The organism is Acidovorax sp. 59 (assembly GCF_002754175.1).
Taxonomy (GTDB): Bacteria; Pseudomonadota; Gammaproteobacteria; order Burkholderiales; family Burkholderiaceae_C; genus Acidovorax; species Acidovorax delafieldii.
On the sequence record NZ_PEET01000001.1, the window covers coordinates 2,620,770 to 2,646,177 of the forward strand.

At 65.2% G+C, this 25,408-nt stretch carries 23 protein-coding genes and 1 tRNA gene; 12 read left to right on the plus strand and 12 right to left on the minus strand.

All coding sequences use genetic code 11. The features are described from left to right. Positions 1-51 precede the first annotated feature (51 nt). Complete coding sequence (locus CLU87_RS11820; protein ID WP_056746573.1) at positions 52-402, plus strand: FlxA-like family protein; 351 nt, start codon at positions 52-54, stop codon at positions 400-402. 63 nt (positions 403-465) lie between these two features. Here the strand turns inward: CLU87_RS11820 and CLU87_RS11825 are convergent, their stop codons facing one another. After that, positions 466-1,089 (minus strand): hypothetical protein, encoded by a 624-nt coding sequence (locus CLU87_RS11825; protein ID WP_199170820.1) that lies wholly within the window; start codon positions 1,087-1,089, stop codon positions 466-468. A gap of 329 nt (positions 1,090-1,418) precedes the next feature. Between CLU87_RS11825 and CLU87_RS11830 the strand changes: the two genes are divergently transcribed. Beyond that, positions 1,419-2,018: a lipocalin family protein gene (locus CLU87_RS11830; RefSeq protein WP_099730567.1), complete on the plus strand. Its 600-nt coding sequence runs from the start codon at positions 1,419-1,421 to the stop codon at positions 2,016-2,018. Between the two features lie 130 nt (positions 2,019-2,148). Here CLU87_RS11830 and CLU87_RS11835 read toward each other — a convergent pair whose 3' ends face one another. The 4 genes from CLU87_RS11835 to CLU87_RS11850 are packed head-to-tail and all read right to left on the minus strand — an operon-like array spanning position 2,149 to position 7,734. Further along, positions 2,149-3,783, minus strand: coding sequence for an ABC transporter ATP-binding protein (locus CLU87_RS11835; RefSeq protein WP_099730568.1), 1,635 nt, complete (start codon positions 3,781-3,783; stop codon positions 2,149-2,151). 2 nt (positions 3,784-3,785) lie between these two features. Further along, on the minus strand, positions 3,786-4,832 hold the full coding sequence (locus CLU87_RS11840) for an ABC transporter permease (protein WP_099732148.1): 1,047 nt from the start codon (positions 4,830-4,832) through the stop codon (positions 3,786-3,788). A gap of 22 nt (positions 4,833-4,854) precedes the next feature. Next, positions 4,855-5,889, minus strand: a complete 1,035-nt coding sequence (locus CLU87_RS11845) for a microcin C ABC transporter permease YejB (RefSeq protein ID WP_099730569.1) — start codon at positions 5,887-5,889, stop codon at positions 4,855-4,857. An 18-nt stretch (positions 5,890-5,907) separates the two neighbouring features. Continuing rightward, on the minus strand, positions 5,908-7,734 hold the full coding sequence (locus tag CLU87_RS11850) for an extracellular solute-binding protein (protein ID WP_099730570.1): 1,827 nt from the start codon (positions 7,732-7,734) through the stop codon (positions 5,908-5,910). Positions 7,735-7,838: 104 nt separating this feature from the next. On the opposite strand from CLU87_RS11850, the gene fabI reads away from it, so the two are divergent. After that, positions 7,839-8,639, plus strand: coding sequence for an enoyl-ACP reductase FabI (fabI, locus tag CLU87_RS11855; protein WP_056064037.1), 801 nt, complete (start codon positions 7,839-7,841; stop codon positions 8,637-8,639). Positions 8,640-8,734: 95 nt separating this feature from the next. Beyond that, positions 8,735-9,598, plus strand: a complete 864-nt coding sequence (locus CLU87_RS11860) for a DNA ligase (protein ID WP_099730571.1) — start codon at positions 8,735-8,737, stop codon at positions 9,596-9,598. 88 nt (positions 9,599-9,686) lie between these two features. Here CLU87_RS11860 and CLU87_RS11865 read toward each other — a convergent pair whose 3' ends face one another. Next, entirely contained in the window at positions 9,687-10,247 is a 561-nt protein-coding gene (locus CLU87_RS11865) for a fasciclin domain-containing protein (protein WP_099730572.1), read from the minus strand. Positions 10,248-10,427: 180 nt separating this feature from the next. Continuing rightward, positions 10,428-12,794 (minus strand): arginine/lysine/ornithine decarboxylase, encoded by a 2,367-nt coding sequence (locus CLU87_RS11870; RefSeq protein WP_056064046.1) that lies wholly within the window; start codon positions 12,792-12,794, stop codon positions 10,428-10,430. 146 nt (positions 12,795-12,940) lie between these two features. Here CLU87_RS11870 and CLU87_RS11875 point away from each other — a divergent pair, with 146 nt between their 5' ends. The 5 genes from CLU87_RS11875 (at position 12,941) to CLU87_RS11900 (ending at position 16,000) form a co-directional block, all read left to right on the plus strand. Beyond that, positions 12,941-13,366 carry an NfeD family protein gene (locus CLU87_RS11875; protein ID WP_099730573.1) on the plus strand — a complete coding sequence of 142 codons (426 nt, stop codon included), beginning with the start codon at positions 12,941-12,943 and terminating at the stop codon, positions 13,364-13,366. A 41-nt stretch (positions 13,367-13,407) separates the two neighbouring features. Next, on the plus strand, positions 13,408-14,325 hold the full coding sequence (locus tag CLU87_RS11880) for an SPFH domain-containing protein (protein ID WP_056064052.1): 918 nt from the start codon (positions 13,408-13,410) through the stop codon (positions 14,323-14,325). Between the two features lie 85 nt (positions 14,326-14,410). Beyond that, positions 14,411-14,500: transfer RNA gene (locus CLU87_RS11885), tRNA-Ser, on the plus strand. 789 nt (positions 14,501-15,289) lie between these two features. Beyond that, the gene (locus CLU87_RS11895; protein ID WP_056064060.1) at positions 15,290-15,475 is read left to right on the plus strand and encodes a hypothetical protein; all 186 of its coding nucleotides are present in this window, start codon (positions 15,290-15,292) and stop codon (positions 15,473-15,475) included. 186 nt (positions 15,476-15,661) lie between these two features. Then, on the plus strand, positions 15,662-16,000 hold the full coding sequence (locus tag CLU87_RS11900; RefSeq protein WP_225581269.1) for a hypothetical protein: 339 nt from the start codon (positions 15,662-15,664) through the stop codon (positions 15,998-16,000). A 138-nt stretch (positions 16,001-16,138) separates the two neighbouring features. On the opposite strand, the gene CLU87_RS11905 is transcribed toward CLU87_RS11900, so the two are convergent. The 4 genes from CLU87_RS11905 to CLU87_RS11920 form a co-directional block, all read right to left on the minus strand. Then, the gene (locus tag CLU87_RS11905; protein ID WP_369804313.1) at positions 16,139-16,828 is read right to left on the minus strand and encodes a hypothetical protein; all 690 of its coding nucleotides are present in this window, start codon (positions 16,826-16,828) and stop codon (positions 16,139-16,141) included. Next, positions 16,825-17,838: an MlaD family protein gene (locus CLU87_RS11910; protein ID WP_099730574.1), complete on the minus strand. Its 1,014-nt coding sequence runs from the start codon at positions 17,836-17,838 to the stop codon at positions 16,825-16,827. Before CLU87_RS11910 ends, CLU87_RS11905 begins: the two co-directional genes overlap by 4 nt. A gap of 40 nt (positions 17,839-17,878) precedes the next feature. Next, positions 17,879-18,679: an ABC transporter permease gene (locus tag CLU87_RS11915; protein ID WP_015014693.1), complete on the minus strand. Its 801-nt coding sequence runs from the start codon at positions 18,677-18,679 to the stop codon at positions 17,879-17,881. A 157-nt stretch (positions 18,680-18,836) separates the two neighbouring features. Continuing rightward, on the minus strand, positions 18,837-19,301 hold the full coding sequence (locus tag CLU87_RS11920) for a Cd(II)/Pb(II)-responsive transcriptional regulator (RefSeq protein ID WP_056065109.1): 465 nt from the start codon (positions 19,299-19,301) through the stop codon (positions 18,837-18,839). Positions 19,302-19,374: 73 nt separating this feature from the next. On the opposite strand from CLU87_RS11920, the gene CLU87_RS11925 reads away from it, so the two are divergent. From CLU87_RS11925 to CLU87_RS11935, 3 genes are all read left to right on the plus strand, one after another. Further along, positions 19,375-20,046, plus strand: a complete 672-nt coding sequence (locus tag CLU87_RS11925) for a cation transporter (RefSeq protein ID WP_099730575.1) — start codon at positions 19,375-19,377, stop codon at positions 20,044-20,046. A 3-nt stretch (positions 20,047-20,049) separates the two neighbouring features. Next, entirely contained in the window at positions 20,050-20,931 is an 882-nt protein-coding gene (locus CLU87_RS23325) for a DUF3703 domain-containing protein (RefSeq protein ID WP_199170821.1), read from the plus strand. 184 nt (positions 20,932-21,115) lie between these two features. Beyond that, complete coding sequence (locus tag CLU87_RS11935) at positions 21,116-21,754, plus strand: YitT family protein (RefSeq protein WP_099730576.1); 639 nt, start codon at positions 21,116-21,118, stop codon at positions 21,752-21,754. Positions 21,755-21,797: 43 nt separating this feature from the next. Here CLU87_RS11935 and CLU87_RS11940 read toward each other — a convergent pair whose 3' ends face one another. Next, positions 21,798-25,355: an EAL domain-containing protein gene (locus CLU87_RS11940; RefSeq protein ID WP_233193777.1), complete on the minus strand. Its 3,558-nt coding sequence runs from the start codon at positions 25,353-25,355 to the stop codon at positions 21,798-21,800. Between the last annotated feature and the right edge of the window lie 53 nt (positions 25,356-25,408).

Consider the following 25,408-nt stretch of genomic DNA (forward strand, 5'->3'; position numbering starts at 1 on the left):
GCGGGCCAGGGCCACCGCTTGAGATTTCTGCGGATGTGCCGATAACACAGCATGCAGATCTCAAGTGCAACCCCTTCGACGGGCACAGCGTCCAGCGCCAGTGCAGCCAGCAACATCAACAAGCTGCAAAAACGGATGCGCGAACTGACCGACGAACTGCGCAACGTCGCCGGACAGGACATGGAGCCCAAGGCCAAGCAGGAGAAGGTCAAACTGCTGCAGGCCCAGATCCAGATGGTGCAGCAACAGATAGCAGCCATCCAGCGCCAGATGCAGCAAGAGCAGATGGACCGAGCCCAGGCACAGCAACAGGCCAAGGCCAGCCAGCAGCCACGATCCACCCCGGTGAACAAGCCGCAGAGCCTGCCGGGGTTGGGAGAGTCGGTCGATACCTTTGCTTAGTGCTGTGGCACTGCGCGAAGACATGCCTCGGAGCGGGCAGTCTCATGCAGTTTTGGATAATGGCTAGGGCCTGTTCATCAGGGTCAGCGTGGCAAACGGCAGGTGGTGCATCAGCTCGCGCAACACCAGTAGCGTGCCCGCAAAGACAGGATCCTCCGGCAGGCCTTCGTGTGCGGCCGGGCGCCCTTCGGCCACAGCGGCCAGGCGGTTGAAGAGACGCTCCATGGCCTCCAGCGTCAGCACGCGCTGGGCCCCCGGCGGTACGCCCGCCAAGGTGGCCAGGTCATGCAACGCCGCATCGGCAGACCATGGGGCCCACACCTGCTCGCCAGGCAACAGGCCTTGCAGTTGCTGGTGGCCCACATGGACCTCATCCTCCACTACGGCAATGGCGTTCTCCAGTTCCAGAGGTGTGGGCACGGCATGGCGGAAAAACTGGCGCGCCGTGCGCTCGCCACCCAGCGGCAGACTCAGCCGCACGGACGGCATGGGGGTATCTGCCCCCGCAGCCCAGAGCACCTGGTGAGGCCCCAGGTGCAAGCCACAGCTCCATGCACCCGGCAGGCCGTTGCGCTGCGCCTGCTGGTAGCTGCGTGTGGCCGGGTCGTCGGCAGCAAGACTGTGTTGCTGCGCGTGTGCCGAGGCGGCAGGGAGCGCAGAAAGGGATGGAGAGCTGGGATGGTTCACGGGACCTCCTTGACAACATAACGGCCGAACGCGGGAGAGATGGAGAGGCCCCACTGCCGTTGCCCTGCAGCACTCTAACCCCGCACGGGGCAGGCTGCATGCATACATCGATGACAACGCACAGGACATGCCACACGCGGGCTGCTCAACGCCCACGCCACGGCGACAACAACCGGACAGGGACACCAGACCCGCCAGACCGCCGACACCGTGCGCCAGCGCCTTCCTACACCGGGCGCATTCCACGGTCCCTACAGTCGGTGGCGAGGAGAAGGGCACAGCCAGCGCGCTGGCCCCACCACCAGAACCCACCCACAGGAGAACCCACCATGCAAGCCATCCGCACCGCACCTCGCCGCTCCCCCTGGCCGCTCATCGTGGGCGCGGCTGCGTTGATGGGCGTGATGGTGCTGTCAGCGTGCTCGACGCCACGCACACCGGATGGCGTGCAACCCGTCACGGGCTTTGACGTGGACCGGTATGCAGGGCACTGGCACGAGCTGGCGCGCATTGAAAACTCGTTTGAGCGGGGGCTGACCCAGGCCAGCGCCACGTACAGCCGCAACGCGGACAACACCATCAAGGTGGTGAACCGAGGGTACGACCCGGTGCGCAAGCAGTGGAGAGAGGCCGAAGGCCGGGCAGAGTTTGTGGACAGCCCCGACCGGGCCGCACTCAAGGTGTCGTTCTTCGGACCGTTCTATGGCGGCTACAACGTGGTGGCGCTGGACGAAAACTACCAGTGGGCGATGGTGGTGGGCTCCAGCACCGACTACCTGTGGGTACTGTCACGCACCCCCACCCTGCCCTGGCATGTGCGCGAACACCTGATGGAGCGCGCGAAGGCCCTGGGAGTGGATGTGAGCAAGATCGTCTGGGCGCAGCCCGGTGCAGAGCAACATGCGCGCCGGGTGGCGGTCAGGACCTGATGACAGCGCAGCGGGGCCTGAAGGCTTGCGGCGCCCAGTGAACAGCTCGGCGCCGACGGCACCAGACAATCAAAATTGATAGCAACCAGTGCATGTTGCACTAGCGCCTGCGGCAGATTTGGCCTGAAACTCACCCACCAGGCACTGTGGCGGCAGCTACCAGACGCTGGGTGTACGGGTGCTGGGGGGCATCCAGCACATCGGCCACGCTGCCACTTTCTAGCACCGCGCCGTCCTTCATCACCACCACATCGTGCGCCATGGCCCGGATCACGTCCACGTCGTGGGTGATGAGCAGGTAGCTCAGGCCCTTTTCTTTTTGCAAGCGCTGCAGCAGGCCCAGCACCTGCTGCTGGATGGTCACATCGAGCGCGCTGGTGGGCTCGTCCAGCACCAGCACCTGGGGCTGCACGATCAGGGCACGCGCAATGGCCAGCCGCTGGCGCTGGCCGCCGGAGAATTCATGCGGGTAACGCTCGAGCAGACGCGGGTACTGGGCCTCGGCCAGGCCCACCTCCTCCAGCGCGGCCTCGACGCGCACGCGGCGCTGGGCCACGGTCAGTGTGGGCTCGTGCACCTTCAGGCCCTCGCCCACGATCTCTTCGACTGTGAGACGCGGTGACAGCGATGAGAACGGGTCCTGGAACACCACCTGCACCCGGCGGCGCAGCTGCTGGTTGGCTGGTGTGTTGCGCGTGGCAGGCCGTTGCCACGCCTGCCCTCCCACCTGCAACTCACCTGCGTATGGCAGCAGCCCCAGAATGGCCTGTGCCAGCGTGGACTTGCCCGAGCCGGATTCGCCCACTACGCCCAGCGTCTGGCCGGGCAGCAGTTGCAGCGTGGCGCCTTGCACGGCCACAAACTCACCTTTTTTGAACCAGCCCCTGATGCCGGGCAATGGCGTGGGGTAGACCACGCGCAGATCCTGCGTCTGCACCACCGGCGCAGTGCCTGCGGGTGGGTCGGCCTCGACCACATCGCGGCGCGGCTGGCTGGCGATCAGGCGACGGGTGTAGGCATGCTGGGGGGCGCCGAACACGTCGGCCACTGGGCCCTGCTCTACCAGCACCCCCTGCTCCATCACGGCCACGCGGTCGGCAAAGCGGCGCACCAGGTTCAGGTCGTGCGTGATCAGCAGCACCGCCATGCCGGTCTGGCGCTGCAAGTCGCTCAGCAGGTCCAGGATCTGGCCGCGCAAGGTCACATCCAGTGCGGTGGTGGGCTCGTCGGCCAGCAAGAGCTTGGGGCTGCTGGCCAGGGCCATGGCAATCATCGCGCGCTGGCGCTGGCCGCCTGAGAGTTGGTGCGGGAAGCTGTTGGCCCGGCGTGCAGGCTCGGGGATGCCGGTCTGGGCCAGCAGCTCGATGGCAGCCTGCGCGCACTGGGCGCCGGTCAGGCCTTTTTTGAGCTGCAGGATTTCGGCAATCTGCAGGCCGATGGTCATCAGTGGGTTGAGCGCGGTCATGGGCTCCTGGAACACCATGGCGATGTCGCCGCCGCGCACGCCGCGCATCTCGCGCTCGGTCATCGCCAGAAGGTCGCCCCGCCCTTGCAGCAGGGCCTGGCCGGTGATGGCGGCATTGCCCGCCAACCGCAGCAGGCTCAACGCCGTGATGGTCTTGCCCGAGCCGGACTCGCCCACCAGTGCCAGCTTTTCGCCCGCAGCCAACGTGAAGTTGACGCCGCGCACCACCTCTTTGGAGCCAAAGCGCACATGCAGGTCGTGAACTTCGAGCAGCGCGGGTTTCATGCTGGATGCCGTCATGGTCACAGATCCGCCTTTCTGGGGTCCAGCGCATCACGCAGCGCGTCCCCCATGAAGGTCAGCAACAACAAGGTGACCACCAGCACGCCGAAGGTGGACAACGATATCCACCACGCATCAATGCTGTTCTTGCCCTGGCTGAGCAACTCGCCCAGCGAGGGCGTGCCGGGCGGCACGCCCAGGCCCAGAAAATCCAGCGATGTGAGCGCCAGGATGGCCCCGCTCATGCGGAAGGGCAAAAACGTGACCACGGGCGTCAAGCTGTTGGGCAGGATGTGACGCCAGATGATCTGGGCATTGCTCACCCCCAGGGCGCGCGCCGCCTTCACATAGTCAAGCTGGCGGTTGCGCAAGAACTCGGCCCGCACATAGTCCGACAGCCCCATCCAGCCAAACAGGCTCAGCAAGATGAGCAGCAGCGCAATGCTGGGCGCGAATACCGCGCTGAAGATGATGAGCAGATACAGCTCGGGCATGGAGCCCCAGATTTCGATGAAGCGCTGGAACGCCAGGTCGGTCTTGCCGCCAAAAAATCCCTGGATGGCGCCGGTGAGCATGCCCAGCAACACGCCTGTGATGGTGAGCGCCAGACCAAACAGCACACTCACGCGGAATCCGTACAGCAGCTGCGCCAGAAGGTCACGTCCGCGGTCGTCCGTCCCCAGCCAGTTGTCTGACGTGGGCGCCGAGGGGTTGGGTGCCTTGGCGAAGTAATTGAGCGTGTTGGGGCCGTAGGGGTTCAAGGTGTAAAGCGCCCAGTTGCTGCCAGCGGAGAGGCGCTCCTTGATGAAGGGGTCCAGGTAATCGGTTGGTGTCTCGAAGTCTCCGCCGAAGGTCTTTTCGGGGTAGTCCTTGAGCATGGGGAAGTAGGTTTGCCCCTCGTAGCGCACGATAAGAGGCTTGTCGTTGCTGACCAGCTCGGCGCACAGGCTCACCAGCACCAGGGCGCAGAAGATCAGCAGGCTCCAGTACCCCAGGCGATTGCGCTTGAAGCGCAGCCACGCGCGGCGGGAGGGCGAGAGCGAAGGCGATGCGGGAGCAGAACTCATCAGGGCCATGGGTTCGTTCGGGCTAGTCAAACTTCACGCGCGGGTCCACCCACACATAACAAAGGTCGCTGACAAGCTTGGTGACCAGCCCGATCAGCGTGAACAAATACAGCGTGCCCAGCACCACGGGGTAGTCGCGGCGGATCACGCTCTCATAGCTGAGCAGGCCCAGGCCGTCGAGAGAGAACAGGGTTTCGATGAGCAGCGAGCCCGCAAAGAACGCACCGATGAAGGCAGCGGGAAACCCGGTGATGATGGGGATGAGCGCGTTGCGGAACACATGCTTCCACAGCACCTGCCGCTCGCTCAGGCCCTTGGCACGGGCCGTCAGCACGTACTGCTTGCGGATCTCTTCGAGGAACGCGTTCTTGGTCAGCATGGCCGTCACGGCAAAGCTGCCCAGCACCATGGCGATCACCGGCAGCGTGATGTGCCACAGATAGTCCACGATGCGCGCGCCCCAGGACAGCTCGTCCCAGTTGGCCGAAGTGAGCCCCCGCAGCGGAAACCACTGCAGCTGCCCGCCAAAGATGACCAGCAACGCCACGCCCAGCACAAAGCCCGGAATGGCGTAGCCCAGCAGGATGAGCAGCGTGGTCACCAGGTCAAACCGCGACCCGGCCCGCACGGCCTTGGCCACACCCAGCGGCACGGCGACGAGGTAGCTGATGAAGAAGGTCCAGAGGCCCAGGCTGATGGAGACCGGGAGCTTCTCGACCACCAGTTGCCACACGTCCTTGTTCTGAAAGAAGCTCTTGCCCAAATCAAAACGCGCGAACTGGCCCAGCATCTGAAAAAAACGTTCATGTGCGGGCTTGTCAAAGCCGTACAAGGCCTTGATCTGCTCCAGCCGCTTGGGGTCCACGCCCTGCGCGCCCCGGTAGCTCAGCCCGCCGCCTTCGGCACCACCGCCCCCGCCAACGCCAGCCTTGGCTTCGGCCATGTACTGCTCCACGGGGCCGCCCGGCACAAACTGGATCACCACAAAGGTCAGCAGCAGCACGCCCAGCAAGGTAGGGAGCATCAGCAACACGCGCTTGAGGATGTAGGCAAACATGGGTGGGCTGGCGGGTGGTTATTTTTTGTCGGGCGCGGTCTGTGGCGGTATGCGTGCCCACCAGGTGTCAATGACCCAGCCCTCGCCGCTGGAGTACGGCGGCACCGTGGCGGGCTTGGCCAGTCTCCAGGCGTTGTAGGCCATGCGGTGCGTGGCCGCCGTCCATTGCGGAATGAGGTAGTGGCTGTGCGCAATGATGCGCTCCAGCGCGTGGCAGGCGGGCAGCAGCTCGGCTTCGGTTTTGGCCGAGGTCATGGCCTTGATCATGGCGTCCACCGCAGGGTTCTTCACGCCCGCAAAGTTGCCGGAGTCCTCCACGTCGGCCGCCTGGCTGCCGAACATGTCGGCAAACTCCTGCCCCGGGTTGTGGGTGCCCTGGAAGGCCATCGAGGTGATGTCGAAGTCAAACTTCTGCAGGCGCTGCTGGTACAGCGCAAAGTCCACGGAGCGGAAGCGCAAGGTGACACCGATCTTTTCGAGGTTGCGCATCCAGGGGGTGATGGTGCGCACTCCACCTTCGTTGCTGTCCATGTATTCCAGCACCATGGCCTCGCCCTTCGCGTTGCGCAGGGCGCCATCGCGCACCTCCCAGCCCGCCTGTTTGAGCAGGGCCTGCGCGCGGCGCAGGTTGGCACGCAATGACGAATCGCCGTCGGTGCGCGGGGGCACGGTCATGGGACCAAAGGCGGTTGCGGGAATGTCTTTGCGGTAGGGCTCCATCAGCGCCAGCTCCTCGGGCGACGGGCTGCCCCTGGTTTCGCACGCGGTGTTGCCAAACAGGCCGTTCACGCGCTGGTAGGCGCCGTAGAACATCTGGCGGTTCATCCACTCATAGTCCATCGCCAGGCCCAGGGCCTCTCGCACGCGTGCATCCTGCAGCAGCGGGCGGCGGGTGTTGAGCACGTAGCTCTGAAAGCCCGACGGCAGCTTGTGCTTGAACTCGCCCTTGACCAGCTCGCCGGTGTCGAATTTTTTGCCCGTGACGCGGCGGGCCCAGTCGCCCGCACTGAAGAACCGCATGAGGTCGAACTCGCCCGCCTTCAGGGCCTCCAGCCGCGCGGTGTTGTCCTTGTAGATCTTGACGAGGATGCGGTCGAAGTTGGCCGTGCCCTTGCGCACATTGAGGTCGCGCGCCCAGTACTGCGGGTCGCGCACATAGGTGATGTCCTTGCCAAACCGCACGGGCCCGATCTTGTAGGGGCCGCTGCCGATGGGGATGTCCATCACCACCTGGTCAAAGGGCTTGGCCTTGCCGTTTTCCACGCCCCAGTCGCGACTGAACACCGGCAAGCCGCCCACGGTGATGGGAAGCTCGCGGTTGGGTTGCTTGAAGCGGTAGCGCACGGTGCGGTCGTTGATCACATCCACGCCCGCCACCTCGATCAGCAAAGTCTTGTACGCAGGCGAGGTGAAGGGACCCACCAGCGTTTCGTAGCTGTGCTTCACGTCCTGTGCCAGCACGGGCTTGCCGTTGTGAAACCGCGCCTCGGGCCGTAGGCGGAACGTGGCAGACAGCCCATCGGGGGCGACTTCCACGTCCTCGGCCAGCAGACCATAGCCGGTCGCGGTCTCGTCCATGGAGCCCACCAGCAGCGAGTCGAACATCAGCGACGACAGGTAGGCGGGTGCGTTGCCCTTGATGGTGAACGGGTTGTACTTGTCGAAGGTGGAGACGCGCAGGTTGCTGACCAGCCGCAACTCGCCGCCCTTGGGGGCGTCGGGATTCACGTAGTCGAAATGCGCAAAACCCGCCGGATAGCGCGGCGCGCCCCACAAGGCATACGCATGCGCTGCCCACGCTGGAACAGCACACCCCATCAGCAACAAAGCCAGCCAAAACCGCATGCGACAATTCTGCACTACGTTCGCAGGGGCTTGCAGCCAAAGCCGCATATCCACATGCACCGGGCGCCAAGCCTGCATTCCGCTATTCCACAAGGAGATTTCACATGGGTTTTCTGACCGGCAAGAAGCTGCTCATCACGGGCGTGCTGTCCAACCGCTCCATCGCCTACGGCATTGCCAAGGCCTGCCACGAGCAAGGCGCCGAACTGGCGTTCAGCTACGTGGGCGAGCGCTTCAAGGACCGCATCACCGACTTTGCGGCCGAGTTCAATTCCCAGCTGGTGTTTGACTGCGATGTGGCCAGCGACGAGCAGATCGCGCGCATGTTCGCGGATCTGTCGCAGACCTGGCCGAAGTTTGACGGCTTTGTGCACAGCATCGGCTTTGCACCGCGCGAAGCGATTGCGGGCAACTTTCTGGACGGCCTGAGCCGCGAAGGCTTCCGCATTGCACACGACATCAGCGCCTACAGCTTCCCGGCCATGGCCAAGGCGGCCCTGCCCTATCTGAACGACAAGTCGTCGCTGCTGACACTGAGCTACCTGGGCGCGCTGCGCTCCATCCCCAACTACAACACCATGGGTCTGGCCAAAGCCAGCCTGGAAGCCAGCGTGCGCTACCTGGCAGAGGCCGTGGGCCGCACCGAAGACGGCCGCAGCATCCGCGCCAACGGCATCAGCGCAGGCCCCATCAAGACGCTGGCTGCCAGCGGCATCAAGGACTTTGGCAAGCTGCTCAGCCGCGTGGCCGATGCCTCGCCCCTGCGTCGCAACGTCACGATCGAGGACGTGGGCAATGTGGCGGCCTTCCTGCTGTCGGACCTTGCCTCGGGCATGACCGCCGAGATCACATATGTGGACGGCGGCTTCAGCCAGACGGCGGGCCTGAGCGCCGACCAAGTGTAAATCCTCGCCAGGGCTGCACGCTCACTACGTAATTGGCTTCTAGCGCAAATAAATCATGCGCTAGAAGCTATTTTTTTTATAGCACCACCCTACCTATGCTCCGCAGACACTGGCTGGCCTGTATGGGCCTTGCACCCCTGGCGGCACTTGCAATACCCCAGGCCTGGGCCGCCGACGCGCCCGCCCTGTTGCTGGCCAATGTGTACCGCCCCGGCATGCGGCTGGCGGACTACTGGGTGAGCGAAAAATACGATGGCGTGCGCGGCTTTTGGGACGGCCACACGCTGCGCACGCGGGGCGGCGAGACCGTGGCGGCCCCGGCATGGTTCACCGCCGGCTGGCCTGAAACTCCCATGGACGGCGAGCTGTGGGCAGGACGCGGCCGGTTCAGCCACGCCCAGTCCACCGTGCGCCAGCAGCAGCCGGACGATGCCGCATGGCGCGAGATGCGCTTTATGGTGTTTGACCTGCCCGCCCATGGCGGCACGTTTGACCAGCGCCTTCCTGCACTGAACCAACTCGTGGAGTCGCTGGACCAGCCATGGGTGCAGGCGGTGCCCCAGCAGCGTGTGGCGAGTGACGCCGCACTGCAAAAGCTGCTGCTGCGCACCGTGCGCGCGGGTGGCGAGGGGCTGATGCTGCACCGGGGCGCATCGATGTACCGCGCAGGGCGCAGTGACGACCTCATCAAGGTCAAGACCCACGAAGACACCGAAGCCAAGGTGGTCGCCCATCTGCCCGGCCAGGGCCGCCACGCTGGACGGCTGGGCGCCCTGGTGGTGGAGATGCCTTCGGGCCAGCGGTTCCGGCTGGGCGCAGGGTTGACCGATGTAGAGCGCGACCACCCGCCGCCCGTGGGCAGCTGGGTGACCTACCGCTTTCGGGGCACCCACGACAGCGGAGTGCCGCGCTTCGCGAGTTTTGTGCGGGTGCGAGAGGACATGCCGCCGGTCCGCTGACGGGGCCACAGCAACCCCTGGCCGATCCCGGCCCTGCGATGCCGCGGCCATTCCAGCGGGCGGGCAGCCCCTCCCATCAGTTGCGCAGTCAGTTAGGCAACAGGACCTTGTCCACCACGTGGATCACGCCGTTGGACTGGTACACGTCGGCAATCGTCACCGTCGCCGTACCGCCCTTTTCGTCCGTCACCATGACGGCATTGCCGCTGGCCTTGGCGGTGAGCGTACCGCCCGCCACCGTCTTGAGGTTGGCCATGCCTTTGCCGTCAGCAATCATCTTGGACAACGCAGCAGCGTCGTACTTGCCCGCCACCACGTGGTAGGTGAGCACCTTGGTCAGGGTGGGCTTGCTCTCGGGCTTGAGCAGCGTGTCCACCGTGCCGGCGGGCAACGCGGCAAACGCCGCATTGGTGGGCGCAAACACGGTGAACGGACCGGGGCCCTTGAGCGTCTCTACGAGGCCAGCCGCCTTGACCGCCGCCACCAGGGTGGTGTGGTCCTTGGAGTTCACGGCGTTGTCGATGATGTCCTTGCTGGCCAGCATGGGCGCACCGCCCACCATGACCTGTGCTGCGGCAGGCATTGCGGCAGCGGCCATGGCTGCGGTGAGGGCGATGGTGGCAAGGCGGGCGTTGAATCGAAGGGTCATGGGAATCTCCTGAGACGTGTGTGAAGACAGTCGTCACCGCATGAAAACCACGCGGCTGACAGTCAATACGGCAGCACCACAACAGCGGATTCAAATGCACAAAAAAATCGCTCCGCCAGCCATGCCGGGGGAGCGATTTTCGAGACGCTGGTGCACCCACACACCAGCGCGAAGACGTGCTTACACGTTGCGCCCGTACGGACCGTCGTCGCCCACCTGCACCAGGTTCTTGGCAGTCGCCAGTGGCTTGGGGTTCTTGCCAGTCTTGCCTTGCTCTGCCACGCAGTCGGCGTAGTAGCGCACCTGGCCGTTCTCGTCTTCCACTTCCACCAGGCCGTGGATATCGGTCTCAAAGCCCGGACACAGCTTGGCGAATTCGCGCGCGAACTTGAGGTAGTCCACGATCTTCTTGTTGAACACCTCGCCCGGGATCAGCAGTGGAATGCCTGGGGGGTACGGTGTGACCAGGCCCACGGTGATGCGGCCTTCCAGGTGGTCGATCTCCACGCGCTCGGTGGTGCGGTGCGCAATGTGCGCGTACGCATCCGAGGGCTTCATGGCGGGCGTGAGGTCCGACAGGTACATCTCGGTGGTCAGGCGCGCGATGTCATACTTGGCGTACATCTCGTGCACGTGCTGGCACAGGTCCTTGAGGCCCATGCGTTCGTAGCGCTTGTGCTGCTGGCAGAACTCGGGAAGGATGCGCCACATGGGCTGGTTCTTCTCATAGTCGTCCTTGAACTGCTGCAGCGCAGTCAGCAGCGTGTTCCAGCGGCCCTTGGTGATGCCGATGGTGAACATGATGAAGAAGCTGTACAGGCCCGTCTTCTCCACCACCACGCCGTGCTCGGCGAGGTACTTGGTCACGATAGACGCGGGGATGCCGGTCTTGTCGAACTTGCCGTCCAGGCTCAGACCCGGCGTGACGATGGTGGACTTGATCGGGTCCAGCATGTTGAAGCCGTCAGCCAACTGGCCGAAGCCGTGCCACTTGCTGCCCTTCTTGCTCTTGCTGTCACTGCGGATGATCCAGTCTTCTGCGCGACCAATGCCCTCGTCGGTGAGCTTTTCCGGGCCCCAGACCTTGAACCACCAGTCGTTCTTGCCGAACTCTTCCTCCACCTGGCGCATGGCGCGGCGAAAGTCGAGTGCCTCCAGAATGCTTTCTTCCACCAGCGCGGTGCCGCCGGGCGGCTCCATCATCGCGGCGGCCACATCGCAGCTGGCGATGATGCTGTACTGAGGGCTGGTGCTGGTGTGCATCAGGTAGGCCTCGTTGAACAGGTGGCGGTCGAGCTTGGTGGTCTGCGAGTCCTGCACCAGCACATGCGATGCCTGGCTGATACCGGCCAGCAGCTTGTGGATGGACTGTGTGGCGTACGTCACCGAATGCTTGGGGCGCGTGCGCTTTTTGCCCATGGCGTGGTAGCTGCCATAGAACGGGTGGAACGCCGCGTGCGGCAGCCAGGCCTCGTCAAAGTGCAGGTTGTCCACATAGCCATCGAGCATGCCCTTGATGGTCTCGGTGTTGTACAGCACGCCGTCGTAGGTGGACTGCGTGAGCGTCAGCACGCGGGGCTTGACCTTCTTGGCATCCACGCCTTTGAGCAGCGGGTTGGCCTTGATTTTGGCCTCGATGGCCTTGGGCTCGAACTCGCTTTGCGGGATGGGGCCGATGATGCCGAAGTGGTTGCGCGTGGGCTTCATGAACACAGGGACGGCCCCGGTCATGATGATGCTGTGCAGGATGGACTTGTGGCAGTTGCGGTCAACGACCACCACATCCCCGGGCGCCACAGTGTGGTGCCACACCATCTTGTTGGATGTGGACGTGCCGTTGGTCACAAAGAAGCAGTGGTCGGCATTGAAGATGCGCGCGGCGTTGCGCTCGCTCTCGCCAATGGCGCCGTTGTGGTCCAGCAGCTGGCCCAGCTCTTCCACCGCGTTGCACACGTCGGCGCGCAGCATGTTTTCGCCGTAGAACTGGTGGTACATCTGGCCCACGGGGCTCTTCAGGAACGCAACGCCGCCTGAGTGACCAGGGCAGTGCCAGCTGTACGAGCCGTCTTCGGCGTAGTCCAGCAGCGCCTTGAAGAACGGTGGCTGCACGCTCTCCAGGTAGCTCTTGGCCTCGCGGATGATGTGGCGCGCCACGAACTCGGGGGTGTCCTCGAACATGTGGATGAAGCCGTGCAGCTCGCGCAGGATGTCGTTGGGCAGGTGGCGGCTGGTCTTGGTCTCACCGTGCACATAAATGGGCACTTCGGCGTTCTTGCGGCGCACCTCGCCAATAAAGTTGCGCAGGCTCAGCACGATGGGATCCAGCCCTTCGCCCTCGGAGAATTCTTCATCGTCGATGGACAAGATGAAGGCACTGGCGCGGCTTTGCTGCTGCGCAAACTGCGAGAGATCGCCATAGCTGGTGACCCCAACCACTTCAAAGCCCTCGGCCTCAATGGCCTGTGCAAGCGCACGAATGCCAAGCCCCGAGGTGTTCTCGGAACGATAGTCTTCATCGATGATGATGATGGGAAAGCGAAACTTCATGCGCAGCCTCCAAGGAGCCGTGGCCTGCCCGGCCAAAAAACGAAATAGGCGCGAAGTGTAAGGAATAACGTTGACGCGCCTTTGAACTGCCATCCTTTTGACCCAGAATGTGGTGCACTAAACACAACCACACAAGGAGGTTCTACATGGAGGCATCCACCATCTGGTGGCTGGCAGCAGGGGCCGTTGTCGTGGCAGAACTGCTCACCGGCACGTTCTATTTGCTGATGGTGGCCTTGGGGCTGGTAGCCGCCGCCCTGGCCGCCCACCTGGGCCTGGCGTCCGCAATGCAGATGGTGTCGGCCGCCATCGTCGGCGGCGGGGCCGTCGTGGCCTGCTACCTGCTGCGGAGAAAGCGCCCCGGCGATCCGTCTGCACGTGCGGACCGCAGCGTGAACATGGACGTAGGCGAAACCATCCTCATCGAAAGCTGGAGCCCCGACGGCACCACCACCGTGAAGTACCGGGGCGCCCAATGGACGGCCATGCACCGCCCCGGCGTCACCCCGTCTACTGGCATGCATCGCGTCGCCGAGCTGGTGGGCAACCGCTTGCTGGTGGACCCGCTGTAAACACCGAAGACTCCCTGTCGATCACCCAAGAAAGGTTTCCCATGGAAATTGCCATCGTCATCCTGATCATTGCCGTGATCTTCATCGCCCGCTCGGTCAAGGTCGTGCCCCAGCAAAACGCCTGGGTCAAGGAACGCCTGGGCAAATATGCGGGCACGCTGACTCCCGGGCTGAACTTTCTGATCCCCTTTGTGGACAAGGTCGCCTACAAACACAGCCTGAAGGAAATTCCGCTCGATGTGCCCAGCCAGGTCTGCATCACGCGCGACAACACGCAGCTGCAGGTGGACGGCATCCTGTACTTTCAGGTCACCGACCCCATGCGCGCCAGCTATGGGTCGAGCAACTACATCATGGCCGTGACCCAGCTGGCGCAGACCTCGCTGCGCTCGGTCATCGGCAAGCTCGAACTCGACAAGACCTTCGAAGAGCGCGACATCATCAACGCCCAGGTAGTGCAGGCCATCGACGAAGCCGCCCTGAACTGGGGTGTGAAGGTGCTGCGTTATGAAATCAAGGACCTGACCCCGCCCAAGGAAATCCTGCACGCCATGCAGGCCCAGATCACAGCGGAGCGGGAGAAGCGCGCACTGATTGCCGCCTCAGAAGGCCGCCGCCAGGAGCAGATCAACATCGCAACCGGCGAGCGTGAGGCCTTCATCGCCCGCTCCGAGGGCGAAAAACAGGCCGTCATCAACAAGGCCCAGGGCGAGGCCGAATCCATCAAGGCCGTGGCCGAAGCCAACGCCCAGGCTATCGAACGCGTGGCCGCAGCCATCCGCCAGCCCGGTGGCGAGCAGGCCGTGCAGCTCAAGGTGGCTGAAAAAGCCGTGGATGCCTACAGCCAAGTCGCGTCGGACGCCACAACCACCCTCATCGTGCCCAGCAACATGACCGAGGTTTCGGCGCTGATCGGCTCGGCGATGAAGATGGTGCAGACATCCCAAAAGGCAGGCTGACAACGTGTCGGCCCACTGAAATTTTCAGGTGACACCGATCAGTGACCGGAATGCACCCAATCCTATGGCTATAATCGAGGGCTTCGGAGAGGTGGATGAGCGGTTTAAGTCGCACGCCTGGAAAGCGTGTGTGGGCTAATCCCCACCGCGGGTTCGAATCCCGCCCTCTCCGCCACATATCAACCCAGGTGATTCCGGTCACCTGGGTTTTTTGTTGTGGGGGCTGGCTTATTGCACACAGGACCCCGGCGCTTTGGGCTGAACATCAACGACTGTGCGCCCCGCTCGGCGCATGACAGTGTCTGCGACAGCCATGGCCATTCATGTCAACGACCCTGCGATTGCGGGGCTGGGGCTGACCTCCAGCGTGGTGCGCAGGAGCACACCGGGTGCAGTGCCCACACTGGACCTGCAGGCCATACAGGTCCCAGGCTGGTCTACCACCATGCCAGGGACGGCTGCAAACACTGCCAGGCCAGCGATACGCCCGCCATTCTGAGAGGGCTGGCGCGGGCGCAGGTCAAAAAACTCAGGGTGGTCCATGGCGTCGCCAACCCCCATCGGTGATGAGTGTGCTGGCCAACATTGGCCCGGCTTCATTGGCATCGAGCAGGAGGCCATTGCCCAGATCACCGCGTGGATTCAGACGCCCGCGCCCTGATCTATTCATGCCGCGATGACCGCTGGACGGCTCCACAGGAGCCCTCTGCAGTCTGTCCGCTTGGCACTCCATCCGCCTCCCACTCAAGGCCCTGAACCGGACCTCCGGACGCTTGCAGGGCGCGGAACGTTTCTGGCAGGTTTGTAAAGGCAACAGGCCGTAACAGTTACCCATGGAGCCCTGTTATGGCACTTGTCTTACACGCGGAACTGCGGCACTTTGCTGAAATCCTAGCCAGCAGCCATTGAGGTTGCACCGGGAGGTCATTGCGGCCCCCACCCCTTTTCTCAAAAGGACTTCACCATGAAACGCCATTCCTTACCGCCGGGAGCGCGCGCGTTGATAGCGTTCATCGGAACCGTGGTGCTGGCCGTGCTGGCGGCGGTTTCATTGCTGATGCCGGACGTGGCCGTGCAGTCTGTGGATTCGATGTCGCACGGGCTTACCGGGCTCGACCAGATTTTGTCCACCAGCTTTCTGGACCACTGAGTTGTGATGCGTGCACAAGTGGCTGGCGCTGCGATGCAGCGCGTGTGGGTCCAAACAGCAACACAGTAGTAAAAAGCATAGCATCGGAGTACCATTCGGCGCTGCACACCGGGACTTTTCGGTGGCATTCTGGAATGGAGGACGATCGTGACCACACGTTTTCGCATCTCTGCAAACCGTTTTTCCTTGATTCACTCCCCGAAATTCTGGGGTTCGATGGTGTTGCTGGCCGCTGTGGCGGGCTGTTCCAGTCCCCGCGACAACGCCTTGGACGAGTTCTCGCGCTGGTACGACGGTGCCAGGGCCCAGGCCCAGGCAGGGGCCATGAGCTGGAGCGAGCTGTACAAGCAAAGCTTTGACCGCCTGACCGCCCTGCCCCCCTCCCTGCAACAAGACACGCGTCTCGAAAACACGGTGCTGCTGCTGTCTGTGGCCCGCAAGCTGGAGTCCAACGAGATCAGCCCCCAGCAGTTCGCCATGGAGCGAGACGACATCGAGACCCAGTTGCAGGCTCGCCTGCGCTGACGACGCCACCAGCAGCGGCAATGCAGCTTCTGGCAGCCTGGTCAATGGCTTGAGTAGCGGTTGCTGAAGCAACTGGGGCAGCTTTTTTGCCCGCGCCATGGCTCGTTACCTGCCGCCTCCCTAGCATGGCGGCCAACGCTATCGAGACGTAGACCCCGACTGCTCCACCACCCCCACGCGACGGCGCAACGCATCGGCTGCCGCAGTGTCTCCGGCAGCCTCTGCCCTTTGCACCTGCAGCAGCAACCATGCCATCAGCGGCCTGCGCCAGCCCTGTGCCGACGCGGTATCGGTGGCTGTAGCGATGACTGCCGGGCTGGCGTGCCCCGTCTGCAGCAACACGCCCGCCGCCACCAGGCGCGAAAGGGGGTCGGCAATGCCTGCCAAGGTGGCAGCGTGGCCTGCCGTGGCAACCGCACGCTGCGCCGGTGGCAAGAGAGCCACCTGGCCGGCCTGCACGCGGCCCGCCAGATAGTCTGCGTAGGCCTGCTCGGGCGCGGAGGCGTCGGCGCGCAAGGCCTCGAAGCGTTCGCAGGGCTCGGTGACCAGACTCGCCACCTGGGCCGCGCAGCGCATCAGCTCCAGGCGCGCCAGCAGATCGGGGCGACCCGTGCGCGCCACTTCGGCGCGGGCCCGGTCCCATTCGAGCTTCTCCACGCGCGCGTTGCCGGACAGGTAGGCCTCGATGGCCTTCTGGGACGCGCCCTGGGCATTCATCTGCCAGTCAGGCACCGGGGGTTGGCTGGAACACGCAGCCAATGCAAAGGCACAGCCGATGGACAGGAGCCGCAATGCAGCCCGCAAACGAGGTGCAGCAGAGGGGTTCATGGCAGCTTCAACTCCGTGTCGCGTGCAAAGGGCCATTTGCGGTTGATCTCGTTGACCAGGCTTTCCACCTTGCGCAGATTGCTTTCCACCTCGGCGCGCAGCGCGCCCAGGTCCATCGTGGCTTCGCGGGCATTGGTGCCGATGGCCTGGGCCTCCACCAGCACGGCATCCACCTTCTTGAGGCTGGTGCGGGTATCGGACAACAAGCCATTGAGCTGGGCCACGGTGGCGCGCACCTCAGGCACCAGCGCGTCCTTGTTGCCCTCGCTGCCAAACACCTGTTTGTCGGCGCGGGCGGCCATGCCGTCCAGGCGCGCCAGCAGCGCATTGGTGCGCTCCAGCGTGGCCACAATCTTCTTCGCATCGGCTTCGTTGCCCATCAGCACACCCAGGGCGCCGCCCGGCCCGTTCAGGCGCTCCGTGAGTGCCTTGACGTTGGTCAGGGTGTTGCCCAGCGCGGCGTCGGGCGACGTCAGGGCGTTCAGGTTGGTCAGCAGCTCGCGCGCGGTCGCCATGAGCTGCGGGATCTCCGCCGTGGCATCTCCGCGCAACACCGGCCGCACGGCGCCATCGGGCAGTGCGGGGTCGGTCAGGATGCCGGAGTACGCCCGGATGTTGGTGCCCCCCACCAGACCGCGTACCAGCGTGAACACGCTGGACTCGCGCAGCCAGTGCGCATCCTTGCGGGGCACGTCCACCAGGATGCGGGCATTGCCCGATTCGGCAAGCTCGATGCGTCGCACGCGGCCAATGGGAAAGCCCGAGAAGGTCATGTCCATGCCCACCACCACGCCTTCGGAGTCATCGGCCGTCAGCACCAGCGTCTGCGTGGGCTCAAAAGCACCCCGCGCATACAGCAGGTACAGGCCCGAACCCACGATGAGGGCCAGGGTGAACAGCAGCAGCGCCGCAGCCTTGAGTTCCAGATAGGCCACCGGGCGCAGGGTCTCGACCGGAGGCGCGTCGGCCCCGGCGGGGCCATGCAATGGGGGAGGAGGATGGTCGTTCATGTCGTGGGTTTATGCGGGTGGGTGCGACCGGCGCGGGCCATCAGTAGTAGTTGCCCATGAGCGAGGCCACCTCGATCAGCAGCAGCACCGCAAACATGCGGGCCAGGCCGCCCAGTTCCGAGTCGGGCTGGGTACGTTCGCCGCTGTCATACAGCCCGGCAGCCATGGGGATCAGCGCCACGGCCAGGCTGAAGAACAGGGTCTTGAGCACAAACACCATGGTCACGCTGGGCGAAAACACCTGGCCGAACATGCGCGTGTAGCTCGGCAGCCCCGCCATGTTGAAGCCGTACACCCCCAGGTACGCCAGCACCAGCGCCACCACGCAACTGAGCGCAGCCAGCGTGACGCAGGCAAACACCCCGGCAATCACGCGGGGCAGCAGTTCGATGCGCACCGGGTCAGAGCCCTGGCGGCGCAGCGCCTCGAACCGGCCCGTGAGCCGCAGGTGCGCCAGTTGCGAGCCGTTGGGAATGGTGCAGCGCATGGCCACAAACAAGGCGGCTGTGAGCGGGATGAGCTCCAGCACCAGCACGCGGATCACCATCTCCAGCGCATAGCGCGACAGCCCGTAGCTCAGCGCCGTGACCACCACAATGCGCGTGAGCACCAGGCTGATGAGCGCCGCCAGCACCGTGAAGCCCAGCAGCACAGGCGCCGTGTCCAGATACAGGTGCCGGGCCAGCGCGCGGCGGGTGCCCTTGCCGTAGCTGGACGGCGACAACACCAGCACCAGCACCACCGCGCCCAGATACAGGATGCGCCACCAGGCCACCGCCCAGCGCCGCGCCGTGTTCCACACACGTTCGGGCAGGGAGAGGCCGGGAAGGCGCGAGATCATGGGCGGATCATAGCGGGGGCATGCGCCAGGGCAGTCCATGGCAGGCTTCTGGAGATATTTGGGCCATTTTCGGGCGATAGCGCTACAAACATATGCCCAAGTAGCTATCAATTAAATAGCAAATAGCACACACGCAGCCACGCCGTACAACAACTGCTCACACATGGCGCTTGCCTTGGCCGGGAGGGGCGTTGACGCCCACGGGCTGCGCGTCGGCTCGCGCATGCAGCGCTTCAATGATGTGGCAGGTGGCGTCAGCGCCGTCGCAACGGCTGCGCAGCGCCTGCAGGTCGGCCTCCAGCGCCTGCAGTTCGGCCAGGCGGGTGCGCACATGCACCAGGTGTGCATCCAGCGTGTCGCAGGCGGCATGGCAGTCGGTCTTGCTGTCCCAGTCCAGCGCCAGCAAGGTCCTGACCTCGTCCAGCGACATGTCCATGGCACGGCACAGGCGGATGAAACGCAGCTGGTGCACGTCGGCGCTGCTGTACAGGCGGTAGCTGTTGTCGCCGCGGGCACCGGGCGGCAGCAGCCCCTCTTTTTCGTAGTACCGGATGTTTGCGGCCGACACGCCGGACTGCTGGGCGGCCTCGCCAATGCGGAACTGTGCAGCGTGGGGGTCCATGGGCTTGACCTTCAAGTGACTTCAAGGTTTCCAATGATGCCATCGCTTTCCAAAACCTCCAGGAGAAAACACCATGTCCGCCCATTGCCATCACGGCCACCACGACCACAGCGCCCCCGGCCACAGCCACGATGCCCCCGCCAGCGCAGACCCGCGCTACCGCCGCATACTGTGGATTGCGCTCGTCGTCAACGCCGCCATGTTTGTGGTGGAACTGGGCGCGGGCACCCACTCGGGCTCGGCGTCGCTGCTGGCCGACGCCATCGACTTTCTGGGCGATGCGGCCAACTATGGCCTGTCGCTGTGGGTGCTGGCCATGGCGCTGACCTGGCGCGCACGCGCCGCCCTGCTCAAAGGCGCCAGCATGCTGGCGTTTGGCGTGTTCGTGATCGGCCGGGTGGCCTGGGGGGTGTGGCAAGGGGTTCCGCCCGAGCCCTTCACCATGGGTGGCGTGGGCCTGCTGGCGCTGGCGGCCAACCTGGGTGTGGCCGCCCTGCTCTACGCCTGGCGCGAGGGCGACGCCAACATGCGCGGCGTGTGGCTGTGCACCCGCAACGACGCGCTGGGTAACCTGGCCGTGATGGCGGCCGCGCTGGGGGTACTGGGCACGGGCACAGCCTGGCCCGACCTGGCGGTGGCGGCCGTCATGGCGGGCCTGGCCATCAGCGGCGGCTGGAGCGTGATCCGCCACGCGCGGCAGGAGCTGGCCAGCACCGCCGGCGCCCCCGCAGCACACGGACACTGATCCATGCGCGTACGCCTGTCCACTCCGCTCAACGCACCGCCCGAATGGGTGGCTGCGCAACTGCAAAGCACCGCTGTGTTTCGCCACATCACGGCGCCCCTGGTGCGGTTCAAGCGCCCTGGCGGGGCGCCCTGGCCCACCCACTGGTCTCCCGGTGATCTGCCGTTGCAGATGCGGCTGCTGGGGCTGCTGCCCATGGGCTCGCAAACCGTGCGCATCTCCATCGAGCCATCTGCCCAGGCCGGTGCCTGCCCCACGCTGCGCGACAACGGCGAGGGCACGCTGATGCGGCGCTGGGACCACCGCATCACGCTGCAGCCGCTGCCAGACGGCCGCACGCTCTATACCGACGACATCGACGTGGTCGCGCGCCACCTGCCCTGGCTGATGACGCCCCTGAGCGCGGCGTTTGCCCAGGTGTTCTACCGGCACCGACAACGGCGCTGGCGCCAGCTGGCGGCACGCCACGCTGCAGCACCCATGGCTGACCCCTTGCAGAGGGAGCGCGCATTCGACCACCTGCTGGCAGCGTTTGCGCGCGATGCCGGCGCACCGCCTGCCACCCGCTGGCAATGGCTGGAGGCCGCGCACGTGCTGGGGCAGACCACGCTGTCCCTGCATTGGCGGTCACACAGCGCCATGCTGCGCTACGCCCTGCAGTTGCGCGACCTGCGCGAGGCCGGCGGACAGGTACTGCGGCTGGCACTGGTGCCCCTGGGCCACGCGCTGGCGCGGCTGCCCATCGGCAACACGGGCCGGGCGCAGGTCAGTGCGCTGGCGCCCATGGCGCCGCAACCGCACATCACGCAGCTGATCGACGGGGCGTTGGCGGCTGCCAGCCTATTGGCCACCCAATTTCAGCCAAAAACCGATGCTGGCGCTTGAATCATATGCGCTGGCAGCTATCAAATCAGGAGTAATCGATTGACCTGCGCGATGGCAAGCTGGCACCCGGAAGTTGACGCACGACAAGCCCGGCATGGGGCTTGCATGGTCCAATCCCCTGCCTGTGCGCCGCCATCTGCCCCGGGGGCCGCGAGCACAGCCTTCATCCCTTTGCCCTTTGCCCATGCCATCCCGCTCCCCTGCCGCCCCCACAGCCCACGCTCCGCTGGTCGTGCCCCACAGCCTGACGGAAGACGCCGTGGCCATCTTCACCGGGGTGCTGCTCATCTCGGTGGGGGTGGCGTTTTTCACCAGCGCGGGGTTGCTCACGGGTGGCACGGCGGGGCTGGCGTTTTTGCTGCACTACGCCACGGGCATCGGCTTTGGCAAGATCTTCTTTGTGCTCAACCTGCCGTTTTACTGGCTGGCGCTGCGCAAGCTGGGCCGGGCCTTCACCGTCAAGACTTTCATCGCGGTGCTGCTGTTGTCGCTGCTGACCGAGCTGCAGTCGCAACTGCTGCAGTTCGCGCAGTTGCAGCCGCTGTATGCCGCCATTGCGGGCGGGCTGATCACGGGCACGGGGTTTCTGGTGCTGTTCCGCCACCGCTGCAGCCTGGGCGGCGTGGGCATTGCGGCGCTGTACCTGCAGGACCGCTACGGCTGGCGCGCAGGCAAGATGCAGATGGCTGTGGACTGCTGCATCGTGCTGCTGGCCCTGTGGACGGTGGAGCCCGTGCGCGTGGCCTGGTCGATTGCGGGCGCCGTGGCGCTCAACCTGGTGCTGGCTATGAACCACCGGCCGGGCCGCTACATGGCGGTGTAGGTCCCGGCCAAGGGCGGTTGAGCGCCCTGCAGAGACACACCTTCTACGTGGACACCTGCCAGCCCAGCCCGCTGCGCAGCCGCTGCTCCAGCGCCTCGGCGGGCACTGGGCGGCTGAACAGGTAGCCCTGCCACAGCGTGCAGCCGTGGCGCTCCAGAAACGCGCGCTGCGCCTCGGTCTCCACCCCCTCGGCAATCACGTCGATGCCCAGGCTCTGCGCCATGCCGATGATGGTCTGCACGATGAGCGCGTCGGTGTGCTGGATGCCAATGTTGCGCACAAAGCTCTGGTCGATCTTGAGCTGGTCCAGCGGCAGCCGCGTGAGGTACGACAGCGACGACTGGCCGGTGCCAAAGTCATCCATCGAAAAGCGCAGGCCCAGCGCGCGCAGTGCATTCATCTTGGCGATGGTGTCGTCCACGTTGTCCAGCGCCAGGCTCTCGGTCAGCTCCAGCTTCAGGCGGTCGGGCCGCGCGCCGGTCTGCCGCAGCACGGCCACCACCTGCTCCATGAAGTCGGCCTGGCGGAACTGGCGCGCGCTCACGTTCACCGCCAGTTGCAGGTCGGCCGTGGCAGGGTCGTCCTGCCAGCGGCGCAGCTGGCTGCAGGCGGTCTGGAGCACCCACAGGCCGATGGGCAGGATCAGCCCGGTCTCTTCGGCCAGCGGGATGAACTCGAACGGCGGCACCATGCCGCGTGCCGGGTGGTTCCAGCGGATCAGCACCTCGGCCCCCACCACATGCTTGCCGCAGCCCACCTGCACCTGGTAGTGCAGCGTGAACTGGCCCTGTTCCAGGGCCGTGCGCAGGTCGTTCTCCAGCGCTGCACGGGCGGTGACAGCGGCCTGCATACGCGGGTCAAAAAAGCGGATGCCGTTGCGCCCGGCGGTCTTGGCGGCATACATGGCCAGGTCGGCGTGCTTGACCACATCTTCCACCGTCTGCCCCTGGCCGCTGAACAGCACTGCGCCCACGCTGGTGGTGCTGTGCACATGGTGCGATGCGAGTTGGTAGGGCTGGTTGAGCGCGGCCAGAATCTTTTCGCCCACCGCCTGCGCCTGCTCGGCAGCATCGGTGGCAAGAGCGCCCAGGTCTTCCAGCAGCACCAGAAACTCGTCGCCGCCAAGCCGCGCCACGGTGTCGCCCTCTCGCACGCAGGCCGTGAGCCGCTGGGCCACCTGCTGCAGCAGCACGTCGCCCATGTCGTGGCCCAGGGTGTCGTTCAGGGTCTTGAAGTGGTCCAGGTCCAGGCACAGCAGCGCCCCTTGCAGCCCGGCGCGCGCGCTGGTGGCAAACGCCTGTTGCAGTCGGTCCATCATCAGGCGGCGGTTTGGCAGGTGGGTGAGCGGGTCGTAGAACGCCAGGTGCTCGATCTCCCGCGCCGCCGCCGCGCGCTGGGTGATGTCGCTGAGGGTGGCCACGTAGTGCGTCAGCACCCCGTGCTGGTCCGTGACGGCGGTGATGGCCATGAAGTGCAGGTTCACCTCGCCGCTCTTGCAGCGGTTCCACAGCTCGCCCTTCCACTCGCCGGTGCTGGCCAGGCTGGCCCACATGGCATCAAAAAACGCCTTGTCATGGTGGCCCGAGGCCAGCAGGCTGGTGCGGCGGCCCACCACCTCGTCGGCGCCGTAGCCGGTGATGCGGCTGAACGCGCGGTTGGTGCGCAGGATGAGGGTGTCCGCGCCGGTGACGATCATGCCCTCTTGCGACTCGAACGCAATGGCCGCAATGCGCAGTTCGTTCTCGTCGCGCTTGCGGGCGGAGATGTCCTTGCCCACGCCCCGATAGCCACAAAACACACCGTCGTCATCAAACACGGGCGTGCCGCTGATGGACACCCAGTACGAGCAGCCCTGCTGGTCGCGGCGCTCGAACTCGAAGTCGCGGAACTCCTGGTGGCGCTCCAGCAGCGCGCGGTGCTCTTCCCACAGCGCGTCGCTCATGCCCGGTGCAGCCAGCTCCCAGCGCGTCTTGCCCATGTGCAGCGCGGCCTCCTGCACCAGCCGGTCATCGGCCCGGCCTTCCACATGCGTGAGGCGAAACTGCGCGTCTTGCTCCCAATACCAGTCGGACGACAGCGCCGTGAGGGTGCGAAAACGCGCCTCGTTGTCCTCCAGCTTGCGACGCACGCGGTAGGACTCGCTCACGTCGCTGAACACCAGCACCACGCCCACGATCTGTCCCTGCGCGTTGCGAATGGGGGCAGCGCTGTCGGCAATGTGGTACTCGGCGCCATGCCGGGCCAGCAGGGTGGTGTGGTTGCTCAATGCCACCACCTGGCCCCGGTCCATCACCAGCTGCACCGGGTCTACCTGCGGCTCGCGGGTACCGGTGTTGATGATGCGGAACACCTCGGGCAACGGCTGGCCCATGGCCTGTGCCAACGGCCAGCCTGTCAGGCGCTCGGCCACCACATTCATGCGGGTGATGCGGCCCTGCGCATCGGTGGCGATCACGCCATCGCCGATGGAAAGCAGCGTGATGGCCAGGTTTTCTTCGCTCTGGCGCAGTTCGGCCTCGGCTTTCTGTCGCGTCAGGGCCATGCGGTCAAAGCGGCGGCCCAGCTCGGTCAGCTCCTGCAGGCCCGTGGCGGGAACGCGCGATACATAGCGCCCCTCGGCCAGCTCGTCCGTGGCATGCATCAGGCGCCTCAGGGGCCGCATCACGCCGCGCCGCACGCCCACCTGCGCCACGGCAAATGACAGCACCAGGCCGCCCAGCAAGAACGCCATCTCGGTCCACATGCGGCTGTTGGCCGCGGCGTACAGGTCGTCCAGCGGCACGGCCAGGCTCATGGTGGCCACCGGTTTGCCGCCCGCCTCGATCAGCGGCTGGAACACCACCAGCTCGGGCGCACCATCAGGGCGGTACCGCTGGCGCTGCCCCTGGGGCGTTTGCAGCACCAGGGCGCGGAACTCGGCATCGGCAAACGGTGCCCCCAGCTCGCTGGCGTCGGGGGGATAACGCGCCAGCACGCGCCCCTCAGGGTCGGACACCCGGGCCACCGCGCCATCCGGCAGCCCCAGGTCGGTGAGCCGCCGGCTCCACCACTCCAGCGACACCACCGCCACGGCGGCCGCCACCACCTCCTGCGTGCCGGGCGGTATCACCGGGTAGGCAAAGTTGACACTGGCCACCTGGGCGGCACGGTCCACCTGGAAGCTGCCCACCGCAAAGTCTCGCCCCGAAATCGTCTGCTGAAAATATGGGCGGTTGGCGACGTTGACAGGCGCCTTGAGCGGACGCGCATTGCACAGCAGCTCGCCGTCCGCCCGTGGCACGCCAATGTTGACGTAGGTGGCATTGAGCGACAGCACTTCGGCCAGGTAGCGCCCGCACTGGGGCGCTGAAGGGTCGTGCACCTGCGGCATGACGGCCAGCTGCCGCAGAAACTGGCGGGTGTTCTGGATCAGCCGCTGCTGGGTGCCAGCCACCGACTGCAGGGTCTGCAGCGCGCGTTCTTCGGCCGCAGCAATCGCGTCTGTGCGGTGGGCCCGTGCCTGGTACACCACCAGCAGCACCGCTGGCAGCGTGGCCCACAGCACCAGCCAGCGAATCCGCGCGGACAAGGTGCTCCACATTCCAGCGACCCATGAGGGCATACCGACCTTTCTGTGCAAGAGAAAGAACGCTTGAGCACATATCTGCCGACAGC

Coding starts and splice junctions, on each gene's coding strand:
- CLU87_RS11820 (WP_056746573.1), top strand. CDS start 52: ATGCAGATCTCAAGTGCAACCCCTTCGACGGGCACAGCGTCCAGCGCC.
- CLU87_RS11910 (WP_099730574.1), bottom strand. CDS start 17,838: ATGAACGACCATCCTCCTCCCCCATTGCATGGCCCCGCCGGGGCCGAC.
- CLU87_RS11845 (WP_099730569.1), bottom strand. CDS start 5,889: ATGTTTGCCTACATCCTCAAGCGCGTGTTGCTGATGCTCCCTACCTTG.
- CLU87_RS11880 (WP_056064052.1), top strand. CDS start 13,408: ATGGAAATTGCCATCGTCATCCTGATCATTGCCGTGATCTTCATCGCC.
- CLU87_RS11895 (WP_056064060.1), top strand. CDS start 15,290: ATGAAACGCCATTCCTTACCGCCGGGAGCGCGCGCGTTGATAGCGTTC.
- CLU87_RS11830 (WP_099730567.1), top strand. CDS start 1,419: ATGCAAGCCATCCGCACCGCACCTCGCCGCTCCCCCTGGCCGCTCATC.
- CLU87_RS11905 (WP_369804313.1), bottom strand. CDS start 16,828: ATGAACCCCTCTGCTGCACCTCGTTTGCGGGCTGCATTGCGGCTCCTG.
- CLU87_RS11940 (WP_233193777.1), bottom strand. CDS start 25,355: ATGCCCTCATGGGTCGCTGGAATGTGGAGCACCTTGTCCGCGCGGATT.
- CLU87_RS11840 (WP_099732148.1), bottom strand. CDS start 4,832: ATGAGTTCTGCTCCCGCATCGCCTTCGCTCTCGCCCTCCCGCCGCGCG.
- CLU87_RS11870 (WP_056064046.1), bottom strand. CDS start 12,794: ATGAAGTTTCGCTTTCCCATCATCATCATCGATGAAGACTATCGTTCC.
- CLU87_RS11865 (WP_099730572.1), bottom strand. CDS start 10,247: ATGACCCTTCGATTCAACGCCCGCCTTGCCACCATCGCCCTCACCGCA.
- CLU87_RS11915 (WP_015014693.1), bottom strand. CDS start 18,679: ATGATCTCGCGCCTTCCCGGCCTCTCCCTGCCCGAACGTGTGTGGAAC.
- CLU87_RS11925 (WP_099730575.1), top strand. CDS start 19,375: ATGTCCGCCCATTGCCATCACGGCCACCACGACCACAGCGCCCCCGGC.
- CLU87_RS23325 (WP_199170821.1), top strand. CDS start 20,050: ATGCGCGTACGCCTGTCCACTCCGCTCAACGCACCGCCCGAATGGGTG.
- CLU87_RS11875 (WP_099730573.1), top strand. CDS start 12,941: ATGGAGGCATCCACCATCTGGTGGCTGGCAGCAGGGGCCGTTGTCGTG.
- CLU87_RS11860 (WP_099730571.1), top strand. CDS start 8,735: ATGCTCCGCAGACACTGGCTGGCCTGTATGGGCCTTGCACCCCTGGCG.
- CLU87_RS11935 (WP_099730576.1), top strand. CDS start 21,116: ATGCCATCCCGCTCCCCTGCCGCCCCCACAGCCCACGCTCCGCTGGTC.
- CLU87_RS11850 (WP_099730570.1), bottom strand. CDS start 7,734: ATGCGGTTTTGGCTGGCTTTGTTGCTGATGGGGTGTGCTGTTCCAGCG.
- CLU87_RS11835 (WP_099730568.1), bottom strand. CDS start 3,783: ATGACGGCATCCAGCATGAAACCCGCGCTGCTCGAAGTTCACGACCTG.
- CLU87_RS11920 (WP_056065109.1), bottom strand. CDS start 19,301: ATGGACCCCCACGCTGCACAGTTCCGCATTGGCGAGGCCGCCCAGCAG.
- fabI (WP_056064037.1), top strand. CDS start 7,839: ATGGGTTTTCTGACCGGCAAGAAGCTGCTCATCACGGGCGTGCTGTCC.